Here is a 26777-nt window from a genome sequence, read left to right as displayed (position 1 = left end):
TCGATGCTTGAGCTTCATTTTCTAAGGCAAATTTGCTAGATTGTCTATCGAACTGCGGTAACGCGGGCCTTATCCTGGATTTCAGCCACAGGACACGCCATGCCGAACATCCCGCCTGCCTTCACTGCCCCCTACGCGCCAGACGATGCCGAGATCGCAGCCAAGCTGTTGCCGGCATCGCATCTCAGTCCGCCGCAGGAGGCGCGGATCGACCGCACCGCGACGCGGCTGATCGAGGCGGTCCGCAAGCGCGACGACCGGCTCGGTGGGGTCGAGGACATGCTGCGGGAGTTCGCGCTCTCGACCAAGGAGGGCCTCGCCTTGATGGTGCTGGCCGAGGCGCTGCTGCGCGTGCCCGATGCGCACACGGCCGACCAGTTCATCGAAGACAAGCTCGGCGAGGGCGATTTCATCCATCACGAGACCAAGTCCACCGCCTTCCTGGTCAACGCCTCGGCCTGGGCGCTCGGCCTGTCGGCGCGGGTGATCCAGCCCGGCGAGACGCCCGACGGCACCATCGGCCGCCTTGTCAAGCGGCTCGGCGCGCCGGCGGTGCGCACCGCGACGCGCCAGGCGATGCGGCTGATGGGCAACCATTTCGTGCTGGGCGAGACCATCGAGCAGGCGCTGGAGCGGGGCCGGCCGCGCTCCGGCCAGAAGCCGCGTTATTCCTTCGACATGCTCGGCGAAGGCGCGCGCACGGCGGCGGACGCGAAGCGCTATTTCGACGCCTATGCCAGCGCGATCGAGACCATCGGCAAGGCGGCCGGCGATCGCCCCCTGCCCGACCGGCCCGGCATCTCCGTCAAACTCTCGGCGCTGCATCCGCGCTTCGAAGCGATCAGCCGCGACCGCGTGATGGCCGAGCTGGTGCCGCTGCTGCTGGACCTTGCGCAGCGCGCCAAGGCCCACGACCTCAACTTCACCGTCGACGCCGAAGAGGCCGACCGGCTGGAGCTGTCGCTCGACGTGATCGCCGCGACGCTCGCCGATCCCTCGCTTCAGGGGTGGGACGGATTTGGCCTCGCGATCCAGGCCTATCAGAAGCGCGCCAGCGCGGTGATCGACTATGTCGATGCACTCGCGCGCGCGCATGACCGCAAGCTGATGGTACGCCTCGTCAAGGGCGCCTATTGGGACACCGAGATCAAGCGCGCGCAGGAGCGCGGGCTCATTGGCTATCCCGTCTTCACGCGCAAGGCGATGACGGACCTGAACTACGTCGCCTGCGCGACGAAGCTGCTGGCGCTGCGGCCGCGCATCTTCCCGCAATTCGCCACCCACAACGCGCTGACCGTCGCGACCGTGCTGGAGCTCGCGAAAGACGGCGGCGGCTTCGAATTCCAGCGCTTGCACGGCATGGGCGAAGCGCTTTACGAGCAGCTCGCCAAGGATCATCCTGAGATCGCCTACCGCACCTATGCGCCTGTCGGCAGCCATCGCGACCTGCTCGCCTATCTGGTGCGGCGGCTGCTGGAGAACGGCGCGAACTCGTCGTTCGTGGCGCAGGCCGCCGATTATCGCGTGCCGGTGATGGCGCTGCTGCAACGTCCGGCGGATGCTGTTCTCCGGCCGCAAGCGGCGGCCCATCCCAAGATTCCGCTGCCCGGCGATCTCTTTGCGCCGGAGCGGCGCAATTCACGCGGCGTCGAATTCGGCTCACGCCTCGCGCTCGACCAATTGCTGGCAAGTGTCAGAGCCGAGCCGGCCGACCTCAAGCCGATCACCGACGCCACGCCGGATCAGGCCAACGCAGCGGTCGCCGCGGCGCGCGCCGGCTTTGCCGCCTGGAGCCGGACGCCCGCAGGCACACGCGCGGCGGCGCTGGAGCAGGCCGCGCATCTGCTGGAGAGCCGCAGCGCCCATTTCATCGCGCTCTTGCAACGAGAAGGCGGCAAGACGCTCGACGATGCGCTGTCGGAGCTGCGCGAAGCGGCCGATTTCTGCCGCTATTATGCCGCACACGGCCGCAAGCTGTTCGGCAACGATACCGCGATGCCCGGCCCGACCGGCGAGAGCAATGCGCTCGCGATGCGCGGCCGCGGCGTCTTCGTCGCGATCTCGCCGTGGAATTTTCCGCTCGCGATCTTCCTCGGCCAGGTCACGGCGGCCCTGATGGCCGGCAACGGCGTGGTGGCGAAGCCGGCCGAGCAGACGCCGCGCATTGCGCGCGAAGCCGTCGCCCTGCTGCACGAGGCCGGCATTCCCAGGAGCGCGCTGCACCTCGTCACGGGCGACGGCAAGATCGGTGCGCTGCTGACGGCACACCCTGGCATCGCCGGCGTCGTCTTCACCGGCTCGACCGAGGTCGCACGCCTGATCAACCGGACCCTCGCCGCCAAGGATGGACCGATCGTGCCGCTCATCGCCGAGACCGGCGGCATCAACGCCATGATCGCGGATGCCACTGCGCTGCCCGAGCAGGTCGCCGACGACGTCGTGACCTCCGCCTTCCGCTCCGCCGGCCAGCGCTGCTCGGCGCTGCGGCTGCTGTTCGTGCAGGAGGACGTCGCCGACCGCATGATCGAGATGATCGCGGGCGCCGCGCGCGAATTGAAGATCGGCGATCCCTCCGACATCGCGACCCATGTCGGCCCTGTCATCGACATGGAAGCCAAGCAGCGCCTTGATGCGCATGTCGCGCGAATGAAGAGCGAGGCAAAGCTGCACTTTGCAGGCCACGCGCCGGACGGCTGCTTCGTCGCGCCGCACATCTTCGAGCTCCGAGAGGCCGGCGAGCTCACCGAGGAGGTCTTCGGTCCGATCCTGCACGTCGTGCGCTATCGTGCGGAGAACCTCGAGCGTGTGTTGCAGGCCATCGAACGCACCGGCTACGGCTTGACCCTCGGCATTCACTCCCGCATCGATGACACGATCGAAGCCATCATCGACCGCGCCGAGATCGGCAACATCTACGTCAACCGCAACATGATCGGCGCCGTGGTCGGCGTGCAGCCGTTCGGCGGCAACGGCCTGTCCGGAACCGGCCCCAAGGCCGGCGGCCCGCACTACCTCGCGCGGTTCGCGACCGAGCAGACGGTGACGATCAACACGGCGGCCGCTGGCGGCAATGCGGCCCTGCTTGCGGGGGAGGAGTGAGGCCTTGCGCCAGGCGCCGTTGCATCCCGGCAAAACATCGGTCTAATGCTCATAACACCAGCCCCGCGGCAATTCCAGCGCGCGGGAAACGACCGAAGCCAAGGGAGCGACGCCGCGATGGATAAGGGCATTTTTGCCGGCCTGAAGGTTCTGGACTGCGCGAGCTTCATCGCAGCGCCCGCAGCCGCGACCGTGCTGTCGGATTTCGGCGCCGATGTCATCAAGATCGAGCCGCCCGGCGCCGGCGACCCCTATCGCAACCTGCCGAACCTGCCGGGCTATCCCACCGGCGAGCACAATTTCGCCTGGCTGCTGGAAGCCCGCAACAAGAAGAGCATCGCGCTCGACCTCGCCAAGCCCGAGGCACAGGCGGTGCTCTACAAGCTCGTGGAAGAGGCCGACGTCTTCATCACCAACATGCCGCCGCCGGTGCGCGCCAAGCTCGGCATCACCTACGACCATCTCGCCCATCTCAACGACCGGCTGATCTACGCCTCCTTCACCGGCTACGGCGAAAAGGGCGAGGAGGCCAACAAGCCCGGCTTCGACAGCAACGCCTATTGGGCGCGCTCCGGCCTGATGGATTTGGTCCGGGCCGACACCGACACCACGCCGGCCCGCTCGGTGGCCGGCATGGGCGACCATCCCTGCGCCATGGCGTTCTATGGCGCCATCGTCACCGCGCTGTATCAGCGCGAGAAGACCGGCAAGGGCTCGCATGTCGCCTCCAATCTGATGGCGAACGGCGTGTGGGCCGCGAGCGTGCTGGCCCAGGCAAAACTCTGCGGCGCCAAGTTCGGCGAGCGGCGCCCGCGCGAGCGCGCGCTCAACGCGGTCGCCAACCATTACCAGTGCAAAGACGGCCGCTGGCTGATCCTGTCGCTGCTGAGCGAGGAGAAGCAGTTTCCGACGCTGGCCAAGTGCCTTGGGCGCGAGGACCTGATCAACGACCCGCGTTTCGCCACCAAGGCCGACCGCCACGCCCGCTCGGTGGAGCTGATCAAGATTTTGGACGAGACGTTTGCCACCAGGGATCTTTCCGAATGGCGAAAGATCCTCGACGGCAATGGCCTCGTGTTCGGCGTCGTCGCCATTCTCGACGACATCCCGAACGACAAGCAGATGCTCGACAACGAGGTGCTGGTGCCGTTCGAGAATGACACCATGCTGACCATCAACAGCCCGATCTGGATCGACGGCGCCAAGAAGGTGCAGCCGCGCAAGCCGCCTGCGGTCGGCGAGCACAGTGACGAGATTTTGCGTGCCGCGGGATACGACGAGGCGGCGATCAAGCAGCTGCGATCGAAGGGGGCGGTGGGGTAAGGGCGAAACGCGCCAAAAACTCCGCTGTCGTCCCGGCGAACGCCGGGACCCATAGCCACAGGGAGTGGTTTGGCGAAGATACGTCGTTCGGTACGCCTACCGACCACAATCGATAGATCACGCGGTATGGGTCCCTGCGTTCGCAGGGACGACACTGAGCAAGATGCATTGCTGGATTGCTTCGCTGCGCTCGCAATGACGATGCAGGACCATCCCGCTATAACAATTCGCAGAACATCAATGCCGCGAGTTCCATGCCCATCTACCGCCTGCACTACTTCCCCGAATCCGGCAACAGCTACAAGCTGGCGCTGATGCTGACGCTGTGCGGCGAGAGGTTCGAGCCGGTGTGGACCGATTTTGCCGGCGGAGTCACGCGCACGGCGGAGTGGCGCAAGGCGGTCAACGAGATGGGCGAGATTCCCGTGCTCGAGATCGACGGCGTGAAGATGACGCAGACCGCACCGCTGCTGCTCAAGCTCGCCGAGCGATATGGCCGCTTCGGCGCCGAGACCGAGGAAGAGAAGTTCGAGCTGCTGCGCTGGCTGTTCTGGGACAACCACAAGCTCACCGGCTACATGGCAACCTACCGCTTCATGCGGGCCTTCACCGAGAACTGCGACCCGCAGGTGCTGAAGCATTTCCGCCGCCGGCTCGAGGACTTCCTCGGCATTCTCGACGGGCATCTCCAGCACAACGCCTTCGCGATCGGCGCAAAGCCGACGGTCGCCGATATCTCGATGATGGCCTATCTACACTATCCGAGCGATGAGCACGGCTTTGACTTCGCCACGAGCCATCCCTCCATCCACGCCTGGCTCGGCCGCATGGCCGCGCTGCCCGGCTGGAGGCCGGCGTACGAGTTGCTGCCGGGCAAGCGGATGACGAATTACGCGAAGTGAAAGCTACCGGAGCGACAGCCAGCCCAGCGTGAACAGGACACCGCCGACGATGACGGCCATCGCGATCGCCCAGATGCTGACGCGGGCGCTGCCGGTGACCTGCTTGGCTTCCTCATTCTGCGCGATCTCGCGATTGCGCGCTTTGTTGGCGTTGCCCGTGTCCGTCATGGATCATCCAAATGTTGGTTAGGTCTAACGCGTCTTGATGAAGCACATGCCGATGCGGCGCGAGGCCGCGGCGGCCTGACAGGTGAGACCGTTAGCACAGGTCCATGACGTAAAACTCGCATCTCGCGTTCCCGATCCCGCATCGGCCAAGGAACAATGCGCGCCCCAGCCATCCTGATACTCGCTTCCGGCGAGCTCGCTGCTGCCGCGGGTCTGCGGCCGGCTGGCAAATCCGCGTGAGAAATCAGGGCGTTTGCTCGTGGCGAAGGCGGTCAGGATGTCGCGGCGGCGGAGCTGATCGCCCAGGAAATGCGGCGAGGCCGGCACGATGGTCGAATTGGACGGCTTGTCCGCCAGCCAGTCGACACCAGGGAAATGGAAGCCGCCGATGCCGCGGGTCTGGTGGCAGCCTGAGCAGGTGACGTCGTTGAGACGGCGCTGGAAGCCTGCGACCGAACGGATGTTCTGGGGGTCCCCGCGCGCGGCGGCCTGCTTCAACGCGCCGATCACGTCGTTGTCGGCGAAGACGGAATCGTTGCTGTCCTCGCCTTTTCCCTCTCCTTGCATCATGCCGTACTCCGGCTGCAGCGCGGAGGCATCGAGGCCGGCGGGCGTCGGCACCACCGCGGCCCTGGCCAGGAATCTTTCCGGGATCAGCACCGTGCCGCGGTCGAATTCGCGCAGATTCTCGGGTGCGAGCAGCCAATCCCTAAAATCGCGCCGCAGCGCTTCGCTGGCGAGGATGCGATCGCGGTCGATCTGATTTTCCAGCGTCCCTTCCGCGAACGTCTTCGTCGCGGCGTCGTATTTGAACACTTTGAGCAGATAGTCGGAGCGGAAATCGTGCAGCGGCGATTTCGGCGCGATCGAGATCTGGATGTTGGTCTCGATGCGATCGAGCGTGGCATCGTCCTGGCCGCCGATCAGCTCCTGCCAATTGCCGTTGTCGAGCCAGCGCCGCGCGATCTCGGCGCAGCTGATCGGCTTGCCGTTCCCATCCCTCTGGCGCGGATCGCGCGCTTTCATCACCAGGTTGAGCGTCATCGGCAGCCGCGTTGCGGTCTTGCCGCCGTCCGGCTTGTTGTCGAAACGCGCGAGACGATAGATCAGCCGGATCTCGCCGCAGGCTTCTTCGGCGGCGTAGGCGCGGTCCATGCGGTTGACGATGCCGACCAGCACGAAACGCGCGTCGGGGGAATTCAGGTTGGCTCGATCGAACAGCTGCACGTCAAAGCCTTCGCCGACGCCGATCGTCTCGGTCGGCCAGGCCGCCTTCTGCTTGGCGACATAGCGCTCGAATTCTGCCTCGATCGCCGGCGGAATGTCCTTGAGCTGCGACAGCCCCGAAAACAACAGGTCCGTCGTCAGCGGACGATCCGCCTTGCGCTCCGGCGCCACCAGGCGCGAGATCGTGAGAACGTCGCTCTCATCGAGCCGGCGCAGCAGATCGGGATCGGTGATCGCCGTGCCGCGCATCAGCTGCGTCGTCTCCGCGGCCCGAAGCGAAGGAGCACCGCCGAACAACACGGCGGCAGCAACAAGAATTCGCAATGCGCGGCTCATGCCTTAGGTAACACCGCGCCGGCATGCCTATTCAAGCAAAAAGGCGCCTCACATCGTGGTGAAGCGCCTCTTCGAAAGTCGGATATCGAACGCTCAGCGCGAGACGATCAGCCCCTTGCTGGTGACGACGACCCAGCGGCCATCCTGGCGACGGATCGCATCGACGCGACCAACGCCAGGGATGGGATCGCCGGGATAGACCTCGTAGAGCCCGTCGCGGCCCTCGATCAGCGCGCCGCCATTGGCGGCGTTGCGCAGCCGCCAGCCTTCGACCGTCGGCAGACGGCCGACCTCGGTCTTGGGCGCGGCGGCCACCGGGGCCGGTGCGGCGGCAGCGGTCGCAACCTGGGTCGGCGCGATCGAGCCGGTGGTTTCCTTCGCGGGCGCAGCAGCGGCCTGCGCGGGAGCGGCGGGCGGCGTGGCGCGAAGCTTGTCGACAGTCTCCGACAGCTTGGCGATCTTGGCGAGCGGCTCGCCTTGCGCCTTCTCGAGCTTGTCGAGGCGGTCATTGGCCCGGTTGAACTGGCTGACGCCCGTCTTGGCGCTGTGCTCGACATTGGCCTTGAGCGCGACGAGATCGGCGTCGATCCGCGCGACCGACGCATCGAGCGCGCTGGTGTCGGCGACCTGGACCGGCGCCTGCGCCGGGCTTGCGAAATGCATCATGCCGGCGGTTGCGAGCGCGCCGCTGATGGCGCCGACGCTGGCGGCGATCGCCACCACCGCGGCCATCGCCGACAGGCGGCGCTTGCCAGCGGCTTCGCGCGGCTCGTCCGCCTTCACATGCGGGGCGAAATTCTCGCGGTCCCAGTTGCGCTCCGAGGGCGCCATGACGATGAGCTTGCCGGGCTTCGGCTCGGGCTGGGTTTCAACCTTGGGCTCAACCCTGGCTTCGATCTTCGGCGGCTCGACCTTCACCGGGTCGGGTTTGGGCGGCGCCTCGTGGTCGGGCGCGATCGAGGGGGCGTCGATCCCGGCAGCCTCGACAGCCTGCGGCGCGGTCGTCCCGGCTTCGACGACGCTCTTGTCCTGGGCAGCCTGCTCAGCCATTGGTTCGCTCACAGTTCAAATACTCCGCTCTGGATTGACCTTTTGGTAACTTTCATTGCTTGCGAAATCCTTACCTTGGGACCCGCTTACCGAAATTTTAGGAAGTCATCCGGGGCTGAATTGAGCCGGGAAGATGGAACCGGTGTGGCGGGCGTGAAACAATTTGTAATCGGGGCAAGATGAACGGCGGCGGAATGCGAGCCAGGCGCCTTCACACATCACACTCCGTCACATCACGACCGGCGCATCCGGCAGCTCGTTCGGATGCGACGTGCCCGGCGGGAAATGCCGCGCCAGCTCGCGCGACACCGCTTCGATGCCGGTGATGACGCCGCGCTCGAACTGGCCGGCAGCGAACTCGGCCTCCATGGCGCGGCAGATGCTTTCCCAGCCCGCAGCGCCGACCTTCGCGTCGATGCCGCGATCGGCGACGATCTCGACATCGCGGTCGGCGAGCAGGAGATAGATCAGGACGCCATTGTTGTGCGTGGTGTCCCAGATGCGCAAATGCGAGAACACATCGAGCGCACGCGCGCGCGCCGGCTGGTTGCGGAACAAGGGGCGGCCGTCGAGTGCGCCTTCGACGACGAAGCGGACCTGGCCGGAATGGGTGGCTTCGCCAAGCTCGATCGCCTGCTCGATGCGGGCGAGCACGGCTGGCGGAAAGATCTGTTTGGCCTGCCAACGATGCTGCACGAGATGCCTAGCGATGCGTTTGATGCTCATGACCGCTACCAGCTCCCCGAGGCGCCGCCGCCGCCAAAACTGCCTCCGCCACCGCTGAAGCTGCCGCTGTCACTGCTGCTCGACGAACCGCTGCTCCAGCCGCCTCCCGAGCTCCCGCTCGACCAGGCGCCGCCGCGCGAGCGGCCCGTGCCCGGCGTGATCGCCGAAAACAGATCGGCGATGAAGCCGATGATGAAGCCGAGACCGCCCAGCGCGAGGGCCAGACCGAAAGATCCGAGAATGAACCAGGTCAGCGTCGCAATGATGCCCCCGGTCACCAGCGATCCGAGCAGCCGTCCCAGCATGGCGCGGAACGCGCCCCCGATGCCCACCGAGACGAACAGCGTGACGATAGCGAGCGGTGCGAGATCGTCGAGGTTGCCGAAGTTCACGGTCGGCGAGGGAACGGGCAAGGGTTCGCCGTCGATCACCCGGATCATCCGCTCGACGCCATCCGAGATGCCGCCGGCGAAATCGCCGTTCCTGAATTTCGGCGTGATGATCTCGTCGATGATCCGCCGCGAGGTGACGTCGGTGAGCGCACCTTCCAGGCCGTAGCCGACCTCGATACGCAAATGCCGGTCGTTCTTGGCGACGACGAGGATGGCGCCGTCGTCGATTTTCTTGCGGCCGATCTTCCAGGCCTCCGCGACGCGGATCGAGAACTGCTCGATCGTCTCCGGCTGCGTGGTCGGCACGATCAGGACCGCGATCTGGCTGCCCTTGCGCGTCTCGAAATCGCGCAGCTTTTGCGTGAGCAAGGCGACGTCGCTGCCGGAGAGCGTGCCGGTCTGGTCGACGACGCGGCCGGTGAGCTGGGGAACGGCGACGTCGGCGAAGACGGGGAACGCGAGGGCGAGGAGGAGTGCGAGAGTGAGGACGCACGAGGCGAGCACCGAATACGCCCGCCACAATCTCGCTGTCGTCGCCCGGCTTGACCGGGCGATCCCGTATTCCGGAGACGCCAGCGGGATACGGAGAAGCCGTGGCGTACTTGATTCCCCGCCTTCGCGGGGAATGACAGCAGTGGGTGAGGCCTGGCGCATTCGTGAAGCGGCGCGCTTACTTCGACGGCGCCGGCGCCGGATTGAAATCCACCTTCGGCGCGGTCGAGATCTCCTTCTCGTTCGCCACCGAAAAATTCGGCTTCTCCTTGTAGCCGAACATCATCGCGGTGAGGTTGCTCGGGAACGAGCGGATGGTGACGTTATAGTCCTGCACCGACTTGATGTAGCGGTTGCGCGCCACCGTGATGCGGTTCTCGGTGCCTTCGAGCTGCGACATCAAATCCTTGAACAGCGCGTCGGACTTGAGCTGCGGATAGTTCTCGGTGACAACCAGCAGCCGCGACAGCGCGCTCGACAACTCGCCCTGGGCAGCCTGGAACTTCTGGAAAGCGGCGGGGTCGTTCAGCACCTCGGGCGTTGCCTGGATGCTGCCGACCTTGGCGCGCGCATTGGTGACGCCGAGCAGCACGTCCTTTTCCTGCTGCGCAAAGCCCTTCACCGAATTGACGAGGTTGGGCACGAGGTCGGCGCGGCGCTGATACTGGTTCACGACCTCGGACCAGTTGGCCTTGATCTGCTCGTCCTCGCTCTGGATCGCGTTGTAGCCGCAATTGGTGAGGCTCAGCGAGGCCAGGGCCGCCAGCACGGTCAGGATCTTGCGCATCAAATTTCTCCCGGTGGAATCCGGCGCAAACTACCAGATGCGACCCGCAAGGCGCCAGACATCTTGCATCCCTCCCAAGGCGCGAAAAGCAGCCGACTGACGCAAGCCTCTTGCCTATCCCTGACCGACATAGTCAACTTGACGAAACAATTAAGACAGAACTGGGGGAAGCGCGATGACCTCGTTCGAGACCATCCTCGTGGAGCGGCCCGAGCCCGCTATCACAAGGGTCGTGATGAACCGGCCCGAGGCGCGCAATGCGCAGAACCTGCAAATGACCTACGACCTCAACGCCGCCTTCGACGCGGCGGTGCAGGATGATGCGGTCAAGGTGATCATTCTCGCCGGCAGCGGTCCGCACTTCTCCTCCGGCCACGATCTGCGTCCCGGGGGCAAGAACACCGCCGGGGTCGATTTCCCGCCGATCGGAAATTGGGGCGGCTTTGCCGAGCCGAATGCCCATGGCCGCTTCGCGCGCGAGCAGGAAATTTATCTCCAGATCACGCGGCGCTGGCGCAATCTCGCCAAGCCCACCGTCGCCGAGGTGCACGGCAAATGCATCGCCGGCGGGCTGATGCTGGCCTGGGCCTGCGACCTCATCGTGGCCAGCGACGACGCGCAGTTCTGCGACCCCGTCGTCACCATGGGCGTCTGCGGCGTCGAATGGTTCGTGCACCCCTGGGAGCTCGGCCCGCGCAAGGCCAAGGAGTTCCTGTTCACCGCCGACAGCTGGAGCGCGCAGGAGGCGCACCAGCTCGGCATGGTCAACCAGGTCGTGCCGCGCGCGGAGCTATCGTCGCGCGTGCTGGAGCTGGCGCGCCGGATCGCGGCGAAGCCGTCCTTCGCGCTGAAGATGACCAAGGAAGCCGTGAACCGTTCGGTCGACGTGATGGGCCAGCCCGCAGCGATCGATCAGGCCTTTGCTCTGCATCAGCTCTGTCACGCGCATAATCTTCAGGAGTTCGGCATGATCGTCGATCCTTCCGGCTTGCATCCCTCCGTGCGCAAGCCGCCGGCGGCGGAGTAAGAACATGGACCTCAATCTCAGTGACGAGCAGAAGCTGCTGCGCGACAGCGCGGAGCGCTTCGTGGCCGGCAGCTACCATGCCGATCACCGCCGCAAGATGGCGAACGATCCGCTCGGCTTCAGCCCTGCGGTGTGGAAACAGTTCGCCGAGCTCGGCTGGCTGGCGCTGCCGATCCCCGAGGAGTTCGATGGGCTCGGCGGCGGCGCGGTCGAGATCGGCATCCTGATGGAAGCGTTCGGCCGGGGGCTGGTGTCGGAGCCCTATGTCGCGACGGTGGTGCTGGGAGCCGGGCTGCTTGAAAGATGCGGTACGGCCGAGCAGAAGCAGGCGAGCCTGCCCAAGGTCGCCGACGGATCGCTGAAGCTTGCGTTCGCGCATTCCGAGCGCGCCGCACGGTTCGATCTCGCCAAGGTCGCGACATCGGCGACCAAGACCGCGCAAGGCTGGCGCCTGTCCGGCAGCAAGATTGCGGTGCTCGACGGCCATGCCGCCGACGAGATCATCGTCTCGGCGCTCGTCCACGACCATCACGGTCCTTCGGGGCGGATCGGCCTGTTCGTGCTGCCGGCGACGGCGCCGGGCCTTGCGATCTCCGACTACGCGCGCCTCGGCGGCGGACGGGCCTGCAACATCGAATTGTCGGACGTGCACCTGCCGGAAGACGCGCTGCTCGGCGACGGTCACGATGCGCTGCCGGCGATCGAATGGGCGGCCGATCGCGCCATGGCCGCGCTGGGCGCGGAAGCCGTCGGCATCATGCAGACGCTGCTAGAGACCACGCTCGACTACACCAAGATCCGAAAGCAGTTTGGCCGGCCGCTCTCCGCCAACCAGGTCATCCGCCACCGCCTCGCCGACATGGCCATGCAGGTGGACGAGGCGCGCTCGATGGCATTGCGGGCCGCGCTAAAGGTGGATGCTGCGCCGACCGAGCGCGCCCGCGCGGCTTCCGGCGCGAAGGCGAAGATCGGCAAATGCGCGCGCTTCGTCGGCGAACAATCGATCCAGCTTCACGGCGGCATGGGCGTCACCGAGGAGCTCGAGGTCGGCGCCTATTTCAAGCGTCTCGTCGCCTTCGACACGCTGTTCGGCGGCAGCGCGCATCACTATGCCCGCCACGCCGGGCTCGGCCGCAAAGCCTGACCCTGGGAGAGCCTCATGGACCTCACCTTCAATGCCGACGAGCGCGCCTTCCAGAGCGAGGTGCGCGGCTTCATCGCAAAGAATCTCACCGAGGAGATGAAGCGCGCGACCGCGCTGACGCCGTCGGTGTTCTCCGACCCCGATATCGGCATGGCCTGGCAACGCGCGTTGCACGCCAACGGATGGGGCGCGCCGGGCTGGCCGGTCGAATACGGCGGGCCGGCCTGGACCCCGGCGCAGCGCTGGATCTTCGAGACCGAATGCGCGCGGGCCGGCGTGCCCAATGTCAACGTGATGGGCGTGAAGATGGTCGGGCCCGTCATCATCGGCTTCGGCTCGCCGGAGCAGAAGAATTTTTACCTGCCACGAATCCTCTCCGGCGAAGACTACTGGTGCCAGGGTTATTCCGAGCCAGGCTCCGGCTCCGATCTCTCCTCGCTGAAGACGCGCGCGGTGCGCGACGGCGACGACTACATCATCAACGGCACCAAGATCTGGACCACGCATGCCCACCACGCCAACCGCATGTTCGCGCTGGTGCGCACCAGCGACGGCGAGCGTCAGCAGGACGGCATCAGCTTCATCCTGATCGACATGAAGACACCGGGCATCACCACGCGCCCCATCCTCACCATCGGCGGCGACCACGAGGTCAACCAGGTGTTTTTCGACGACGTCCGCGTGCCCGTGGCCAACCGCGTCGGCGACGAGGGCAAGGGCTGGACCTACGGCAAATACCTGCTCGAGTTCGAGCGCGGCTCGGGCATCGCATCGGCGAAGCTGCGCGAGGGGTTGAAGGCGATCGCGGACCTCGCCGAGTCTGATCTCACCGGCCGCGCCATCGACAGTCCCGATATCGCCAGCCGCATCTCCGAGGTCGAAATCGACATCGACGCGCTGGAGATGACCGAGCTGCGCGTGCTCTCGGCGCTGCAGACCGGGCAAAATCCCGGCGCGGTGTCGTCGATCCTGAAGCTGTGCAACAGCGAGATCAGGCAAGCCGTGACGCGGTTAGGCGTCGATGTGATCGGCCACGACGCCCTCGCCGTCGAGCCGATGCGTCCGCTCTACAGGCTCAATCACGAGCCGGCGACGCCTGAGGAGATGCTAACGGTGGTGCCCGAATATCTCAACGGCCGCGCCTACACCATCTTCGGCGGCACCTCGGAGATCCAGCGCGACATCATTGCGAAGATGATGCTGGGGATTTGAAGGCGGGCTACGCCGCGGAGTATTTTGCGAACTCTCGCGCTCCGATCTCCGCTGTCGTCCCCGCGAAGGCGGGGACCCATAACCACAGGGCGATGTGGTTAGGGGGACTCGGAATTACCAGCCACACGCCAAACGCCGCCCTGTGGTTATGGGTCCCGGGTTCGCGCTACGCGCGCCCCGGGACGACAGCTGCGTTTTGGGGCCACGGCGAAAGCTAACCAGCCTTCGCATCCCTGATCGCCTGCCACACCTTCTGCGGCGTCAGCGGCGTGTTCAGCTGGGTGATGCCGAGCTCGGCGAGCGCGTCCATTACGCCGTTGGTGACGCAAGGAGGGCCACCGATGGCGCCGGATTCGCCGCAGCCCTTGGCGCCGAGCGGATTGGTGCGGCAGGGCGCGGTGTCGTCCAGCGTCACCACGATCGGCGGCACGTCGTCGGCGCGCGGGATGCAATAGTCCTGGTAGCTCGCGGTGAGGAGTTGGCCGTCGGCATCGTAGGACACGCCTTCGTACAGCGCCTGACCGATGCCCTGCGCGACGCCGCCATGGATCTGCCCTGTCACCAGCATCGGGTTCACCGCGACGCCGACGTCGTCGACCGTGGTGTAGCGCACGACCTTGGAGACGCCGGTCTCCGGGTCGATCTCGACCTCGCAGATATGCGTGCCGTTCGGCCAGCTCGGGCCGTCCACTTCCCCTTCGGAATCGACGCTGAGCTTGGCGCCGCCCTCCTTCTCGGCGAGATCGAACAGGCTGATGCGGCGGTCGGTGCCGACCACGGTGAGCATGCCGCCCTGATACTCGATGTCCTCGATCGAAGTCTCCAGCACGTTGGCAGCCTTCTCGCGCGCCTTCTGGATCAGATCGTTGGAAGACACCGCGACCGCCGTGCCGCCGACGAACAGCGAGCGCGAGCCGACGCTGCCGAAGCCCATGGCGAGATCCGTGTCGCCTTGCACGACGTCAATCTTGTCCATGGCGATGCCGAGCGTGTCGGAGATCATCTGGGTGTAGGTGGTCTGCAGCCCCTGCCCCATCGCCATGGTGCCGGAATGAAGCACGATGCGCCCCTGAGAGGTCGCGTGCAGGCTGACCTTCTCGGTGTGGGCGCGGCCGCCGGTCCATTCGATGTAGGAGGTGAGCCCGCGCCCGTAGAGCAGGCCCTTCTTCTTCGCCGCCTTCTTGCGCGCGGCAAAGCCGTCCCAGTCGGCGAGCTTCACAGCGCGGTCGAGCATGTGCGCGAAGGCGCCGGAATCGTAGACCTGGCCGGCCGCGTTGGTGTAGGGCAGCTGCGCCGGCTTGATGTAGTTCGCTTTGCGGATCGCACGTGGGTCCATGCCGATCTTTCGCGCGGCGGCGTCGAACAGGCGCTCGACGATGAAGACGGCCTCCGGGCGGCCCGCACCGCGATAGGCCCCGACGGGCGCGGTGTGGGTCATCACCGACTGCACCTCGAAATGCACCAGCGGCAGGTCGTAAACGCCGGTCTGCACGAACGGCCCGAGCACCAGCGGGATGATGTTGGCCGCGCCCGAGGAATAGGCGCCGGTGCAGCCGATCGATTTGACGCGATAGGCCAGCACCTTGCCCTTTTCGTCGAGCGCGAAGGAGGCGGTCGAGGTCAGATCGCGGCCATGGGTGCCGCCGACGAATTCGTCGGTGCGATCGCCGCGCCAGCGGATTTTCTTGTTCAGCTTGGTCGCGGCATAGGCGACGATGCCGTCCTCGGGATAGAGATTGGTCTTCTGGCCGAAGCCGCCCCCGATGTCGCCGACCAGCACGCGCACGCTGTCCTTCGGGCGCTTGAGCACGGCCTCCGCCAACACGTCGCGGGTCGAGGCCGGCGTCTGCGACTGCACGTGCAGCAGGAGACGACCGCTCTTCTTGTCGATCTCGGCAATGGTCGAGCGCGGCTCCATCGCGGACGGAACGAGGCGCTGGCTGACGAGATCGAGCTCGACCGTATGCGCGGCCTTGGCGAAGGCCTCGTCGACCTTGGCGGCATCGCCGTAAGACATCGCGCCGACGATGTTGTCGGGCGCCTCAGGCCACACCACGGGCGCGCCGGGCTTGACGGCCTCGACCGGATCGACCACCGCGGGCTGCACGTCGTATTCGACCACGATCGCTTCGGCAGCGGTCTGCGCTTCGGCGCGCGAGGACGCCACCACGGCCGCGACAGCCTCGCCGGCGTAGCGCACGACCTCGTGGGCGAGCAGCCGGCGCGGCGGCACCGTCATCGGCTTGCCGTCGGGGCGCTTGAAGATGCTCAAGGTCGGGATGCTGCCGATATCGTCCTTGACGAGGTCGGCGCCGGTGTAGATCGCGGCAACGCCCGGCAGCGACGCTGCGGCGCTGGTGTCGATCGAGACGATCCTGGCGTGGGCATGCGGCGAGCGCAGCACATACAGCCACAGCGCACCGTCCTCTGGCTTGTCGTCGATGAACTGTCCCTTCCCGGTCAGCAGCCGCTGGTCTTCCAAACGCTTGACGGGCTGGCCCGCTCCGAAACGCAAATTGCCGGGAAGAATGTTCATTCCGTGAGGTCCTCAGGGTCTTTTCGAAACTGCGGGCAGCCTTTTAGCGGATCGATCAAAGGCATGCCAGCCGCGGTTTTGGGCGGCGAACCCACGGATTTGTCATGCCGGGGTAGCGGCTATGCCAGCTCCTTCAACGCCGCCTCGACGACCTTGCGCGCCTCTGCTGTCAGGGGGGCCTGCGGCGGGACGGGATCGCCGACATCGTAGCCCTGGATGGCGAGGCCCGCCTTGATGCAGGCGGCGAGGTTGAAGCGGGCGAAGGCCTCGTTGATGCGCCACAGCCGCCGCTGCAGCGCCATGGCCTCGTCCCAGCGGCCGGCCTTGCCGAGCTCGTAGAGCTCAACGCTCTGGCGCGGGATGATGCAGGCCGGGCCCGCCATCCAGCCGAGCCCGCCGATCAGCATCACCGCGGCCGGGATATGGGCGGAGGCCGAGAACACCCGCAAGGCATCGCCGCAGCGATTCATGATCGAGAGCAGCCGGCCGGTGTTGGTCGAGGCGTCCTTGATGTAGCCGATGCGCGGATGCTCGGCGAGGCGCGCGATGACGTCGAGGGTCAGGTCTGAACGCTGGAATTGCGGGTTGGTGTAGATGACGACGGGAATGTCGACGGCATCCGCAATGGCTCGGAAGTAGGATTCGACCTGGGCATCGGCAAGCGGGAAATACGCCTCCAGGATCGCCAGAATGCCGTCGGCGCCGAGCTTCTGATAGGCCTTCGCCTGCGCCACCGCGTCCGCCGTCGAGGTCGAGGCGACGCCGGCGATGACAGGCACCCGGCCTTTCGCGGCCTCGATCGTGGTCTGCACGACGGCCATCCGCTGCGCGGCACTGAGGTAGGCGAATTCGCCGGTCGAGCCCAGCGGCGTCAAGCCGTGCACGCCGGCGCCGATCAGATCGTCGCAGAGCTTGGCGAGCACTTCGGTGCGCACGCTGCCGTCGGCATCGACGGGAGAAACGAGGTAGGGGAAGACGCCGTGGAATTCGGACATGTCGGGGGCTCCGGAAGCTGGCACCCGACGGCTATTAGCAATGCCCGCCCCGGCGATCAAACCTTGAGCAAGCGCACTCGCGTGCCCCAGGGATCGACGGCCTCGAGGCCGCCCGCCAGCGCCGTGACCTTCACGCCCCCCTTGCGCAGGCGCTCTTCCTGGGCGGCGAGCAGCTCCTGCTTCGCCATCACCAGCGAGAACCAGGCGAGGCCGGTCGTGGACTCGTCGCGCTGGCCGGCACCCTGGCTCTGCCAGACATTCATGCCGAGGTGATGGTGATAGCGGCCCGACGACAGGAACGCCGCCCCGCTGCGGCTGCGGGTCGGATCGAGGCCAATCGTACCATGATAGAAATTGCCGGCCTGCGCGAGATCGCCGACCCGCAGATGCATGTGGCCGATGCGCAAGCCCTCCGGCGCCCCGGCATAATCGGGCACGCGCGTATTGGTCAGCGACAGCAGGTCGGGGATGTTGAGCTCGTCGGTCGCCATCTTGACGCTGCCTTCGCTCCATTGCCATTGCGAGGGATCGCGGTCGGCATAGACCTCGATGCCGTTGCCTTCGGGGTCGTCGAGATAGACGGACTCAGAGACGAGGTGATCGGCGAAGCCCGACAGCTTCACACGGTGCGAGGCGGCATGGACCAGCCAGCGCGCCAGATCCTTGCGGGTCGGCATCAGGAAGGCGGTGTGGTAGAGGCCGGCGGCGTTGCGCGGCTCGATGGCCGCATCGGGACGGGCCTCCAGTACCAAGAGCGTGATGCCAGATGTGCCGAGCTTCGCCGCGGTCGCCGAGCGCTCCATCACGGTGAGACCGATGACGTCGCGATAGTAGTCCGCGACCGTGTCGAGGTTCTTCACCCGCAGCGTCACCATGCCGACCCGCATCGGCGTGCGGCTGGCATAGGTCGGCCCGCCCTGCGGCGTGCCCTCGGCGAGCGCCGCCGCCGCGGCCGCCATGGCAAGCGAGGTGGCGCCGGCGAGTTGCAGCAGGGTACGGCGGGTGAGGTCGACGGTCATGAGGGCTCGCTGAAAACGTTTGAGGCCATGGGCGCAATTTTCGGATTGCTACACGTTCCCGTGAGGCGCTCCCAATCACATATTCGTCGGCAATGGTCTTGAAGAGGCCCGTCCGGTCCTGGCCACCCGGCCAGTTTCGCAATCGCCCGCGACATCCCAGATTGAGGACAACTTACAGGAGCCCACCATGACTGATCCTAGTCCCCTGTCCTCGCTATCGTCCGCCCTCGTGGACGTCGTGGCGCGCACTGCGCCCTCGATCGTCTCTGTGCATTCCTACCGCTCCCGCGCCACCGGCTTTGTCTGGAAGCGCGGCCTGATCATCACCGCCGACGAGGCGCTCGCCGACGAGGGCGAGGTCGAGATCGGCCTTGCCGACGGCAGCCGGGTCGCCGCCACCATCGTCGGGCGCGACCACACCACAGATATCGCGCTGCTCCGCGCCGACGTCGCGACGGTGGCGGTCAAGCTCGCCGCAACCGTCCCGCCACTGGGCGCGTTGGCGGTCGTGGTCGCCACCAACCGCGAGACGCCGAGCGCGGCGCTGGCGATGGTGTCGGCGTCCGGCAATGGCTGGCGCTCCTTGCGCGGCGGCGAGATCGATGCGCGGATCGAGCTCGACGTTCGCCTGCGTCCAGCCCAGCAGGGCGGCCTGGCGCTCGATGCATCGGGGCAAGCCTTCGGCATGGCCGTGCTCGGCCCGCGGCGCGTACTGGTGATCCCGGCCGCGACGATCGAGCGCGTCGCGGCACAGCTCGAGACGCGCGGCCGTATCGCGCGCGGCTATCTCGGCCTCGGGCTGCAGCCGGTGCGGCTCGACGACGGCGTCGGCGCGATGGTGATGAATGTCGACAAGGCCGGACCTTCGGCCGCAGCCGGCATCCGTCAGGGCGACGTCATCGTCGCGGTCAACGACCAGAAACTATCAGGCGTGCGCGCACTGTCGCGAACACTCGGTCCTTCGAGCGTCGGCGCGGTGGTCGATGTCGCGGCGCGCCGCGGCGGCGAGCCGGTCAGCTTCAAGGTAACGGTCGGCGAGAGGCCGGAGGCGTGAGCGAGGACAAGGCGCCGGAGATCGTGCTCGCCCTGGAGATCGACGACCCCGCCCTCGCCGATCGCCTGGCGGCCTTGCTCGGCAATGTCGCCGAGCTGCGCCTTGCCGTGCCCGGCGAGCAAGCCGCGGCAACGATCGTCGCGCGCCATCCCCGCGTCATGCCCGACGACATCGCGCTGACGCAGCGCGAGCTCGACGTGCTGGCGCTGATGGCCGAGGGCGCCTCCAACAAGATGATCGCGCGCCGGCTCGGCATCTCCGTGCACACCGTCAAATTCCATGTCGGCTCGCTGCTCGACAAGCTCGATGCCACCGGCCGCACCGATGCGGTGGCGCATGCGGCGCGTCGCGGCGTGATCGAGCTGTGACGGACTCTATGGTGCTGATGCCTTGGGGAAGCCGAGCTCGACAGCGAGCCCCGGTGCATTGTCGCGCAAGGCGATTTCGGCGCCATGAAGACGCGCGACCGCGGCGACGAGGCTGAGGCCGAGCCCGTTGCCCGGCGTGTAGCGGCTCTGTTCGAGCCGGTAGAAGCGTTTGAAGACGTGATCGCGCTGCTCGGCGGGAACGCCCGGGCCATCGTCGGCGATGGCGATCATCGCGCCGCCGCCGGTGCTCCGGCAGGTCACGGTCACCTGCCCGCCTTTGCAGCCATGCTTGATCGCATTGTCGACGAGATTGGCGATGGCATCGAACAGCAGGTCGCGATCGCCGGTGATCGGTACCTGGCGGTCTCCGGCCAGGCTGAGCTTGGTCGCAACCTGCTCGGCGGCGGCATCGTAGAGCTCGACCACCTCGCCTGCGATCTCGGCGAGGTCGAGCACGCGGAAAGCCCCTCGGCGGGCGCGGGTCTCGATCTCGGAGATCCGGGTGATGGACGCGAACATGCCGAGCACGGCATCGAGATCGGCGATGGTGTCGCCGATCAGCGCGGCATCGGCCTCGCTGTTGCGCGGCCCGTGATAAGCCTTTTCCAGCCGGCCGCGCATCCGCGTCAGCGGCGTGCGCAGATCGTGGGCGACGTTGTCGCTGACCTGCTTGACCTCGCCCATCAGCGTCTCGATGCGGTCCAGCATCTGGTTGAGGTTCTCGGCGACGCGGTCCCATTCATCGTTGCTGCCGCGCAAGGGGATGCGCTGGTCGAGGCCGGACAGCATGATGGCGCGGCTGGTGGCATTGATCTGTTCGATCCGCCCCACCGTGCGCCGTGTCACCAGCACGGCCGCGAGACCCGCGAGCACCAGCAGCAGCACGGCAACCGCCGCCATTGCGAGCTCGATCATCCCGGTGAAGCCGTCATGATCGACGGCGTGGCCGATCCGGCCCTCCACATAGGCGAGCGTGCCGAAATAGACATAGGCCATGATCGCTGCGACGATCAGCCCGAATGCCGCGATCGCGATCAGCGCCAGACGGAAGGTCGAGGAGCGGAGCGTCTTAGCCAGGAGCACGGAGGCAATATCCGATGCCGCGGATGGTGTGGATCAACGGATAGGCCTGGGCATCGTCGACCTTGCGGCGGACGCGTCCGACATAGACGTCGATGATGTTGGTGGAGGGATCGAAATGCAGGTCCCAGACGTGCTGGAGCAGCATCGCGCGGGAGATCACCCTGCCCTCGTTGCGCGCGAGATATTCGAGCAGCTGGAATTCGCGCGGCAGCAGCGAGATCGTGCGGCCACGGCGGCTCGCGCTGCGCGCGATCAGGTCGATGGCGAGATCGCCGACCCGCAGCAGCGTCTCCTTGGCGATGGTCTCGCTGCGGCGGCCGAGCGCCTCGAGCCGCGCCAGCAATTCGATGAAGGAGAACGGCTTGACGAGATAGTCGTCGCCGCCGGCGCGCAAGCCCCGCACGCGGTCGTCGACTTCGCCGAGCGCCGAAATAATCAGGAACGGCGCGGCGACGCCGTCATCGCGCAATTGCCGCATCACGCTGATGCCGTCGATGTCGGGCAGCATCCGGTCGATCGTGATCACGGCATAATCGCGCGCGGCGCCGTGGCTCAGGGCTTCGCGCCCCGTCGCTGCAAGATCGACGTCGTAGCCGGAGGTCGTCAATTCCTCGACGAGCTGGCCTGCGGTTTCCGGATCGTCCTCGACGACCAGGATGCGACGGTGACCTCCGGTCATGCAAAACTCCGCGCGACGATCGCCACCAGACTATCCCGTTCCGGGGCTGGACGGAACCGCCCGGTGGCGACCGCGACAATGGTGCGGTACGGCAATGCGACTACCAATAGTCTCCGCACACATTGACCCATTGCCATCCATAGGGTGTCCAGCTCCGGCGCCAGCAACCATCATTGTAGCCCGCGTAGAAATAGGGAGCGCCGAAGACGGCGAAATGGCGGAAGTGATGATGGCGGAAGGCGTGATGTCCGTGCCAGCCGGCACCAGCGAAGCGCGGCCCGATCGCGGCATGCGCAAAGCGTGCGCCGCCGAAAGCCGGACCGCCGGCATGGGCGAAGCGCGCGCCGCCCATCCCGCCGACATGCATGCCGCCGGCGAAATGGCCACCGCCACCGAAATGTCCGCCGCCGAAGCCGCCATGCCCGCCGCGTGCGAACACGGGTGAAGCGACCGCCATCACCGCGGTGATCGCCGCCGCCGTGAGACCCGTGAGAAGCCTGTTGTTCATCGAACCATCCTCCTTGCGGTGCGGCGGTCTTGACGCCGCACGAGGACAATCAGATGAAAGAAAGGGACTGGCCGCTTCAACTTACAAACGCGCCAGATTCTGACGCGGATGTCAGGGAGAGAGCGCGCTCCGACCTCTTCCCGCAGAAGGGCGGGGAGAGTTAAGAAGCTACACCCTTTTCCCGCCGTTCTTCTCGGCTGCGCGGCGCAGCGCTTCGGCGAGGGCGCCGCCGCCACCGGACGACTCCTGCTTGCGCGGCGCAGACGAAGTCATCCGGCTCGCATTTCGCGAGCTGTTGTCGCGCTGCATGCCGGGGGCGTCCTTCTTGGCGCCGACTTCGTCGTCGAGGCGCAGCGTCAGCGAGATGCGCTTGCGGGCGACCTCGAAGTCCAGCACCTTCACCTTGACGATGTCGCCGGGCTTCACCACCTCGCGCGGATCCTTGATGTAGGTCTTGGACATCGCCGAGATGTGCACGAGGCCGTCCTGGTGCACGCCGATGTCGACGAAGGCGCCGAACGCGGCGACGTTGGTCACGGTGCCCTCGAGGATCATGCCCTTCTTGAGGTCCTTGATCTCCTCGACGCCCTCCTTGAACACGGCCGCCTTGAACGCGGGACGCGGATCGCGGCCCGGCTTCTCCAATTCCTTCAAGATGTCGGTGACGGTCGGCAGGCCGAAGGTCTCGTCGACGAAATCCTTCGGCTTCAGCGTGCGCACGATCTCGCTGGAGCCGATCAGCGCCTTGATGTCGCTCTTGGTGGCCGCGAGGATGCGGCGCACCACCGGATAAGCCTCCGGATGCACGCCCGAGGCATCGAGCGGGTCCTCGCCGCCGAGGATGCGCAGGAAGCCCGCGCACTGCTCGAACGCCTTCGGCCCGAGCCGCGGCACCTCCTTCAGCGCCTTGCGCGACTTGAACGGGCCGTTGGCGTCGCGGTGCGCCACGATGCTCTGGGCCAGACCTGAGCCGACGCCCGACACGCGCGCCAGCAGCGGAGCGGAGGCGGTGTTGACGTCGACGCCGACGGCGTTCACGCAATCCTCGACGACGGCATCGAGCGACTTGGCGAGCTTGGCCTGGCCGAGGTCGTGCTGGTACTGGCCGACGCCGATCGCCTTGGGCTCGATCTTGACGAGTTCGGCCAGCGGATCCTGGAGCCGGCGCGCAATCGAGACCGCACCGCGCAGGGTGACGTCGAGGCCCGGCAACTCTTCCGAGGCGAAGGCCGAGGCCGAATAGACCGACGCACCGGCTTCCGACACCACGATCTTGGTCATCTTCAGCTCAGCGAGGCCCTTGACGAGATCGCCTGCGAGCTTGTCGGTCTCGCGCGAGGCGGTGCCGTTGCCGATCGCGATCAGCTCGACTTTATGCTTCATCGCGAGTCGCCCAAGCGTCGCGAGCGACTCGTTCCATTGCCGCTGCGGCTCGTGCGGATAGATCACGGCGGTATCGACCACCTTGCCGGTCGCGTCGGTGACGGCGACCTTGACGCCGGTGCGGTAGCCGGGATCGAGCCCCATGGTGACACGGGTGCCGGCCGGCGCGGCCAGCAGGAGGTCGCGCAGATTGGAGGCGAACACCCGCACCGCCTCGGTCTCGGCGGCGTTCCACAGCCGCATGCGCAGGTCGATGTTGAGATGCACCTGGATCTTGGTGCGCCAGGCCCAGCGCACGGTGTCGATCAGCCAGCGATCCCCGGCGCGCTTGAGATCGGCGATGCCGAAACGCTTCATGATCTTCAGTTCATAGGCGCTCGGCACGCCCGGTGGCGGCGCCTCGGCCTCGGCCTGGATTTGCAGGTCGAGGATCTCTTCCTTCTCGCCGCGGAACATCGCGAGGATGCGGTGCGAGGGGAGTTTCGTCAGCGGCTCGGAGAAGTCGAAATAATCGGCGAACTTTTCGCCCTCGGTCTTCTTGCCGTCGCGCACCTTGGAGGCCATGCGCGCATTGGTCCACATCTCCTCGCGAAGCGCGCCGATCAAATCGGCGTCCTCGTCGAAGCGCTCGACCAGGATGGCGCGGGCGCCGTCGAGCGCAGCGGCGGCATCGGCCACGCCCTTCTCGGCATTGACGAAGCCTTCGGCCACGACCTTCGGATCGTTGGTCGGCTCCGCCATCAGCTGGTTGGCGAGCGGCTCGAGCCCGGCCTCCTTGGCGATCTCCGCCTTGGTCCGGCGCTTCGGCTTGAACGGCAGATAGATGTCCTCGAGGCGCGCCTTGCTGTCGGCGGCCATGATCGAGGCTTCCAGCGCGGCATCGAGCTTGCCCTGCTCGCGGACTGATTCGAGGATGGCCTTGCGGCGGTCTTCGAGCTCGCGCAGGTAACCCAGGCGCTCCTCCAGGGTGCGCAATTGCGCGTCGTCGAGCGCACCGGTCGCTTCCTTGCGGTAGCGCGCGATGAAGGGAACCGTGGCGCCGCCGTCGAGCAGCGTCACCGCCGCCTCGACCTGCTCCGCCCGAACCCCAAGCTCCTGCGCAATTTTCTGGTTGATATTTGCCACGCGAGAATCCCTCTATCCAAGCCCCCCGTGCGGCGGCGAACCACCGGCCACGGGACGCCGCTTATGGACCAACCGGGGTTGATTCATCAAGGTACGGCGGAGGGCCGTCGACAAGGGATTTTTTGTCGAGATGATGCGATCTCGCCACATTCGTGGGGACGGCGGCGCAAGCGTTGCTGTGCTCGCGTGTCCCGGACGCGCTGCAACGCCCTTGGCGTTGCGGCGCAGAGCCGGACCCAGAAAGCGGCCCGGCACGGCGACATGGGCCCCGGCTCTGCAGCGCACCGCACCGGACGATGCTTCACATCGCCGGCACGCTGCGCTGCGTCCGGGGCACGAGAGAGGATCTGGCACTCGCTCTGTCCACGCCGTCATTGCGAGCGCAGCGAAGCAATTCTCCCGTCGTGAAGGATCGTAGACAGCCCTGCGCTTTGCCCACCCTGCGATGCCCGCAGTTGTGACACGCAGACACGGCCTCCTCGTGGCCCTTCCGACGCCGGCCGGGTTGCAACGATCGCACCACTGCCGGATCGAGACGCAGTCTCGCGACCCCTCCGCCCTGCGCAACCCTGCCCCTCGCGCCCGCTCAGTTGATTCAGGCGGTCCCTTGCGAAGAAGGTGGCGCCGCACCTTGAGGAGATCAGGACTTCATGACCTTGCCGATGAGCTGGACGGAATGGGCACAGCACGATGGCGTCGCGCTGGCGGGGCGCGTCCGCAAGGGTGAGCTGACGGCGCAGGAGCTGGCGCGCCAGGCCGCCGCGGGGGTCGCCAAGGTCAATCCGGCGCTGTCGGGCGTGGTCGAGCTGTTCGAGGACGTGATCGCCGATCCCGCGAAGGACGGCGCCAATCTCGCAGGTCCCTTCGCCGGCCTGCCCTTCCTGATGAAGGACCTCGGGCCGACCATGAAGGGCCGGCTGCAGGAAATGGGCTCGCTGTTGATGCGCGGCAATCGCGCCGCGGCCGATACCTTCCTCACCGGTAAATTCCGTCAGGCCGGACTCAACCTGATCGGGCGCACCACCACGCCGGAATTCGGCGTGTGCTCTTCGGCCGATAATCCCGCCGTTTACGTCACGCGCAATCCCTGGAATACCGATTACACCACCTGCGGCTCGTCGGCGGGCAGCGCGGCGATGGTTGCCGCTGGCGTGGTGCCGATCGCGCATGCGACCGACGGCGGCGGCTCGATCCGGATTCCCGCCGGCGTCAACGGCAATATCGGATTGAAGGTCTCGCGCGGCGTGTTCTCGCTTGCGCCGCACATGTCCGATCTCACCGGCCTCGTCTCGATCCAGGGCTGCCAGTCGCGCAGCGTGCGCGACACCGCCGCCTTCGTCGATCACGCGCGAGGACCCGCGCCCGGCGAGTTCATGCCGTTCTGGACCACGGCGCAGCCTTATACCGAGATGATCAAGCGTGATCCGTCGAAGCTGCGCATCGCGCTGTCGCACACTTGGGGCGACTACAAAGCGACGCCGGAGCTCGCGGCCGAGCTGGAGAAAGCCGGCCGCTTCCTCGAAGGCCTCGGCCATCACGTCGACCATGCGCTGCCGGAGATCGACCTTCCCGCCGCCTTCGCCGCGCAGACCACCTGCTACATCAGCAATTTCGCCGTGGTGATCTCCAACATGCTGGCCGCACGCGGGCTGGAGAAGCCGCCGGAAGATCTGATCGAGCCCATGAACATCCGGATCTGGGAAGCCGGCCGGCACACGACCTTCGCCGAGCGCGCGAAGATGCAGGGCGTGTTCAACACGACCTCGCGCGGCTTCGGCGCCTTCTTCGAGCAGTGGGACGTGATCCTGACTCCGATCACCGCGCTGCCGACGCCGAAGGTCGGCACGAAGGAATATCTCACCATCTCCGACAATCCCGATGTGCGCGACTGGTTCGACAATCTCTGGCGCTTCTTCGCCTTTACCCCGCTCGCCAATCTCTGTGGCATGCCGGCGATCTCGATGCCGATGGCAGCCCAGGAGCACGGCCTGCCGCTCGGCATCCAGGCCATCGCCAAGCAGGCCAATGACGGCCTGCTGCTGCAGCTCGCCGCCCAGATCGAGCGCGCACTCGACGGCAAGTGGAACGGCGGCAAGAAGCCGAAGGTGCATGTGGGCTGAGGCGGAGCCGGTCCACCTCGCG

The 26777-nt window shown here is 66.5% G+C and carries 22 protein-coding genes; 9 read left to right on the top strand and 13 right to left on the bottom strand.

What is annotated here, in order from left to right; genetic code table 11:
- The first annotated feature begins 99 nt into the window (after positions 1-99).
- The 3 genes from putA (at position 100) to XH83_RS06730 (ending at position 5324) form a co-directional block, all read left to right on the top strand.
- Positions 100-3099: a bifunctional proline dehydrogenase/L-glutamate gamma-semialdehyde dehydrogenase PutA gene (putA, locus tag XH83_RS06740; RefSeq protein WP_194406249.1), complete on the top strand. Its 3000-nt coding sequence runs from the start codon at positions 100-102 to the stop codon at positions 3097-3099.
- Between the two features lie 117 nt (positions 3100-3216).
- Positions 3217-4422, top strand: a complete 1206-nt coding sequence (locus XH83_RS06735; protein WP_194406248.1) for a CaiB/BaiF CoA-transferase family protein — start codon at positions 3217-3219, stop codon at positions 4420-4422.
- A gap of 254 nt (positions 4423-4676) precedes the next feature.
- Complete coding sequence (locus XH83_RS06730; protein ID WP_194406247.1) at positions 4677-5324, top strand: glutathione S-transferase family protein; 648 nt, start codon at positions 4677-4679, stop codon at positions 5322-5324.
- A gap of 3 nt (positions 5325-5327) precedes the next feature.
- On the opposite strand, the gene XH83_RS06725 is transcribed toward XH83_RS06730, so the two are convergent.
- The 6 genes from XH83_RS06725 to XH83_RS06700 all read right to left on the bottom strand — a co-directional run bounded on the left by XH83_RS06725 (position 5328) and on the right by XH83_RS06700 (position 10502).
- Positions 5328-5492, bottom strand: coding sequence for a hypothetical protein (locus tag XH83_RS06725; RefSeq protein WP_194406246.1), 165 nt, complete (start codon positions 5490-5492; stop codon positions 5328-5330).
- A gap of 24 nt (positions 5493-5516) precedes the next feature.
- Positions 5517-7055 carry a hypothetical protein gene (locus XH83_RS06720; protein WP_194406245.1) on the bottom strand — a complete coding sequence of 513 codons (1539 nt, stop codon included), beginning with the start codon at positions 7053-7055 and terminating at the stop codon, positions 5517-5519.
- Positions 7056-7148: 93 nt separating this feature from the next.
- Entirely contained in the window at positions 7149-8105 is a 957-nt protein-coding gene (locus XH83_RS06715; RefSeq protein WP_194406244.1) for a hypothetical protein, read from the bottom strand.
- A gap of 228 nt (positions 8106-8333) precedes the next feature.
- Positions 8334-8831, bottom strand: a complete 498-nt coding sequence (locus tag XH83_RS06710; RefSeq protein ID WP_194406243.1) for a TPM domain-containing protein — start codon at positions 8829-8831, stop codon at positions 8334-8336.
- Between the two features lie 5 nt (positions 8832-8836).
- Complete coding sequence (locus XH83_RS06705; RefSeq protein ID WP_246776422.1) at positions 8837-9727, bottom strand: YgcG family protein; 891 nt, start codon at positions 9725-9727, stop codon at positions 8837-8839.
- A 166-nt stretch (positions 9728-9893) separates the two neighbouring features.
- Positions 9894-10502, bottom strand: coding sequence for a LemA family protein (locus XH83_RS06700; protein WP_063197001.1), 609 nt, complete (start codon positions 10500-10502; stop codon positions 9894-9896).
- A 175-nt stretch (positions 10503-10677) separates the two neighbouring features.
- On the opposite strand from XH83_RS06700, the gene XH83_RS06695 reads away from it, so the two are divergent.
- Genes XH83_RS06695 through XH83_RS06685 form a run of 3 tightly spaced genes read left to right on the top strand, consistent with a single transcriptional unit; the run spans position 10678 to position 13885 of the window.
- Complete coding sequence (locus XH83_RS06695; protein WP_194406241.1) at positions 10678-11529, top strand: enoyl-CoA hydratase; 852 nt, start codon at positions 10678-10680, stop codon at positions 11527-11529.
- Positions 11530-11533: 4 nt separating this feature from the next.
- Positions 11534-12673 carry an acyl-CoA dehydrogenase family protein gene (locus XH83_RS06690; protein WP_194406240.1) on the top strand — a complete coding sequence of 380 codons (1140 nt, stop codon included), beginning with the start codon at positions 11534-11536 and terminating at the stop codon, positions 12671-12673.
- 15 nt (positions 12674-12688) lie between these two features.
- Positions 12689-13885: an acyl-CoA dehydrogenase family protein gene (locus tag XH83_RS06685; RefSeq protein ID WP_194406239.1), complete on the top strand. Its 1197-nt coding sequence runs from the start codon at positions 12689-12691 to the stop codon at positions 13883-13885.
- Between the two features lie 214 nt (positions 13886-14099).
- Here XH83_RS06685 and XH83_RS06680 read toward each other — a convergent pair whose 3' ends face one another.
- The 3 genes from XH83_RS06680 to XH83_RS06670 form a co-directional block, all read right to left on the bottom strand.
- Positions 14100-16421, bottom strand: coding sequence for a xanthine dehydrogenase family protein molybdopterin-binding subunit (locus tag XH83_RS06680; protein ID WP_194406238.1), 2322 nt, complete (start codon positions 16419-16421; stop codon positions 14100-14102).
- 119 nt (positions 16422-16540) lie between these two features.
- A complete protein-coding gene (locus tag XH83_RS06675) occupies positions 16541-17416 on the bottom strand; it encodes a dihydrodipicolinate synthase family protein (RefSeq protein WP_194406237.1) in 876 nt (291 codons plus the stop codon).
- A gap of 56 nt (positions 17417-17472) precedes the next feature.
- Positions 17473-18435: a VOC family protein gene (locus XH83_RS06670; RefSeq protein ID WP_194406236.1), complete on the bottom strand. Its 963-nt coding sequence runs from the start codon at positions 18433-18435 to the stop codon at positions 17473-17475.
- Positions 18436-18622: 187 nt separating this feature from the next.
- Here XH83_RS06670 and XH83_RS06665 point away from each other — a divergent pair, with 187 nt between their 5' ends.
- Together XH83_RS06665 and XH83_RS06660 are read left to right on the top strand one after the other, a co-directional pair.
- Positions 18623-19489 (top strand): S1C family serine protease, encoded by an 867-nt coding sequence (locus XH83_RS06665; protein ID WP_194406235.1) that lies wholly within the window; start codon positions 18623-18625, stop codon positions 19487-19489.
- Positions 19486-19857, top strand: a complete 372-nt coding sequence (locus XH83_RS06660) for a response regulator transcription factor (protein ID WP_194406234.1) — start codon at positions 19486-19488, stop codon at positions 19855-19857. The genes XH83_RS06665 and XH83_RS06660 overlap by 4 nt, the downstream gene beginning before the upstream one ends.
- Positions 19858-19863: 6 nt before the next feature.
- Here the strand turns inward: XH83_RS06660 and XH83_RS06655 are convergent, their stop codons facing one another.
- From XH83_RS06655 to XH83_RS06640, 4 genes are all read right to left on the bottom strand, one after another.
- A complete protein-coding gene (locus tag XH83_RS06655) occupies positions 19864-20940 on the bottom strand; it encodes a HAMP domain-containing sensor histidine kinase (protein ID WP_194406233.1) in 1077 nt (358 codons plus the stop codon).
- Positions 20927-21619: a response regulator transcription factor gene (locus XH83_RS06650; RefSeq protein WP_194406232.1), complete on the bottom strand. Its 693-nt coding sequence runs from the start codon at positions 21617-21619 to the stop codon at positions 20927-20929. The genes XH83_RS06655 and XH83_RS06650 overlap by 14 nt, the downstream gene beginning before the upstream one ends.
- A 100-nt stretch (positions 21620-21719) precedes the next feature.
- Positions 21720-22127, bottom strand: a complete 408-nt coding sequence (locus XH83_RS06645) for a hypothetical protein (protein WP_194406231.1) — start codon at positions 22125-22127, stop codon at positions 21720-21722.
- 168 nt (positions 22128-22295) lie between these two features.
- Positions 22296-24635, bottom strand: coding sequence for a Tex family protein (locus XH83_RS06640; RefSeq protein WP_194406230.1), 2340 nt, complete (start codon positions 24633-24635; stop codon positions 22296-22298).
- A gap of 650 nt (positions 24636-25285) precedes the next feature.
- Between XH83_RS06640 and XH83_RS06635 the strand changes: the two genes are divergently transcribed.
- Positions 25286-26755, top strand: coding sequence for an amidase (locus XH83_RS06635; RefSeq protein WP_194406229.1), 1470 nt, complete (start codon positions 25286-25288; stop codon positions 26753-26755).
- Positions 26756-26777 lie beyond the last annotated feature (22 nt).

The organism is Bradyrhizobium sp. CCBAU 53351 (assembly GCF_015291745.1).
Taxonomy (GTDB): Bacteria; Pseudomonadota; Alphaproteobacteria; order Rhizobiales; family Xanthobacteraceae; genus Bradyrhizobium.
This window is presented reverse-complemented; position numbering and strand designations above follow the sequence as displayed.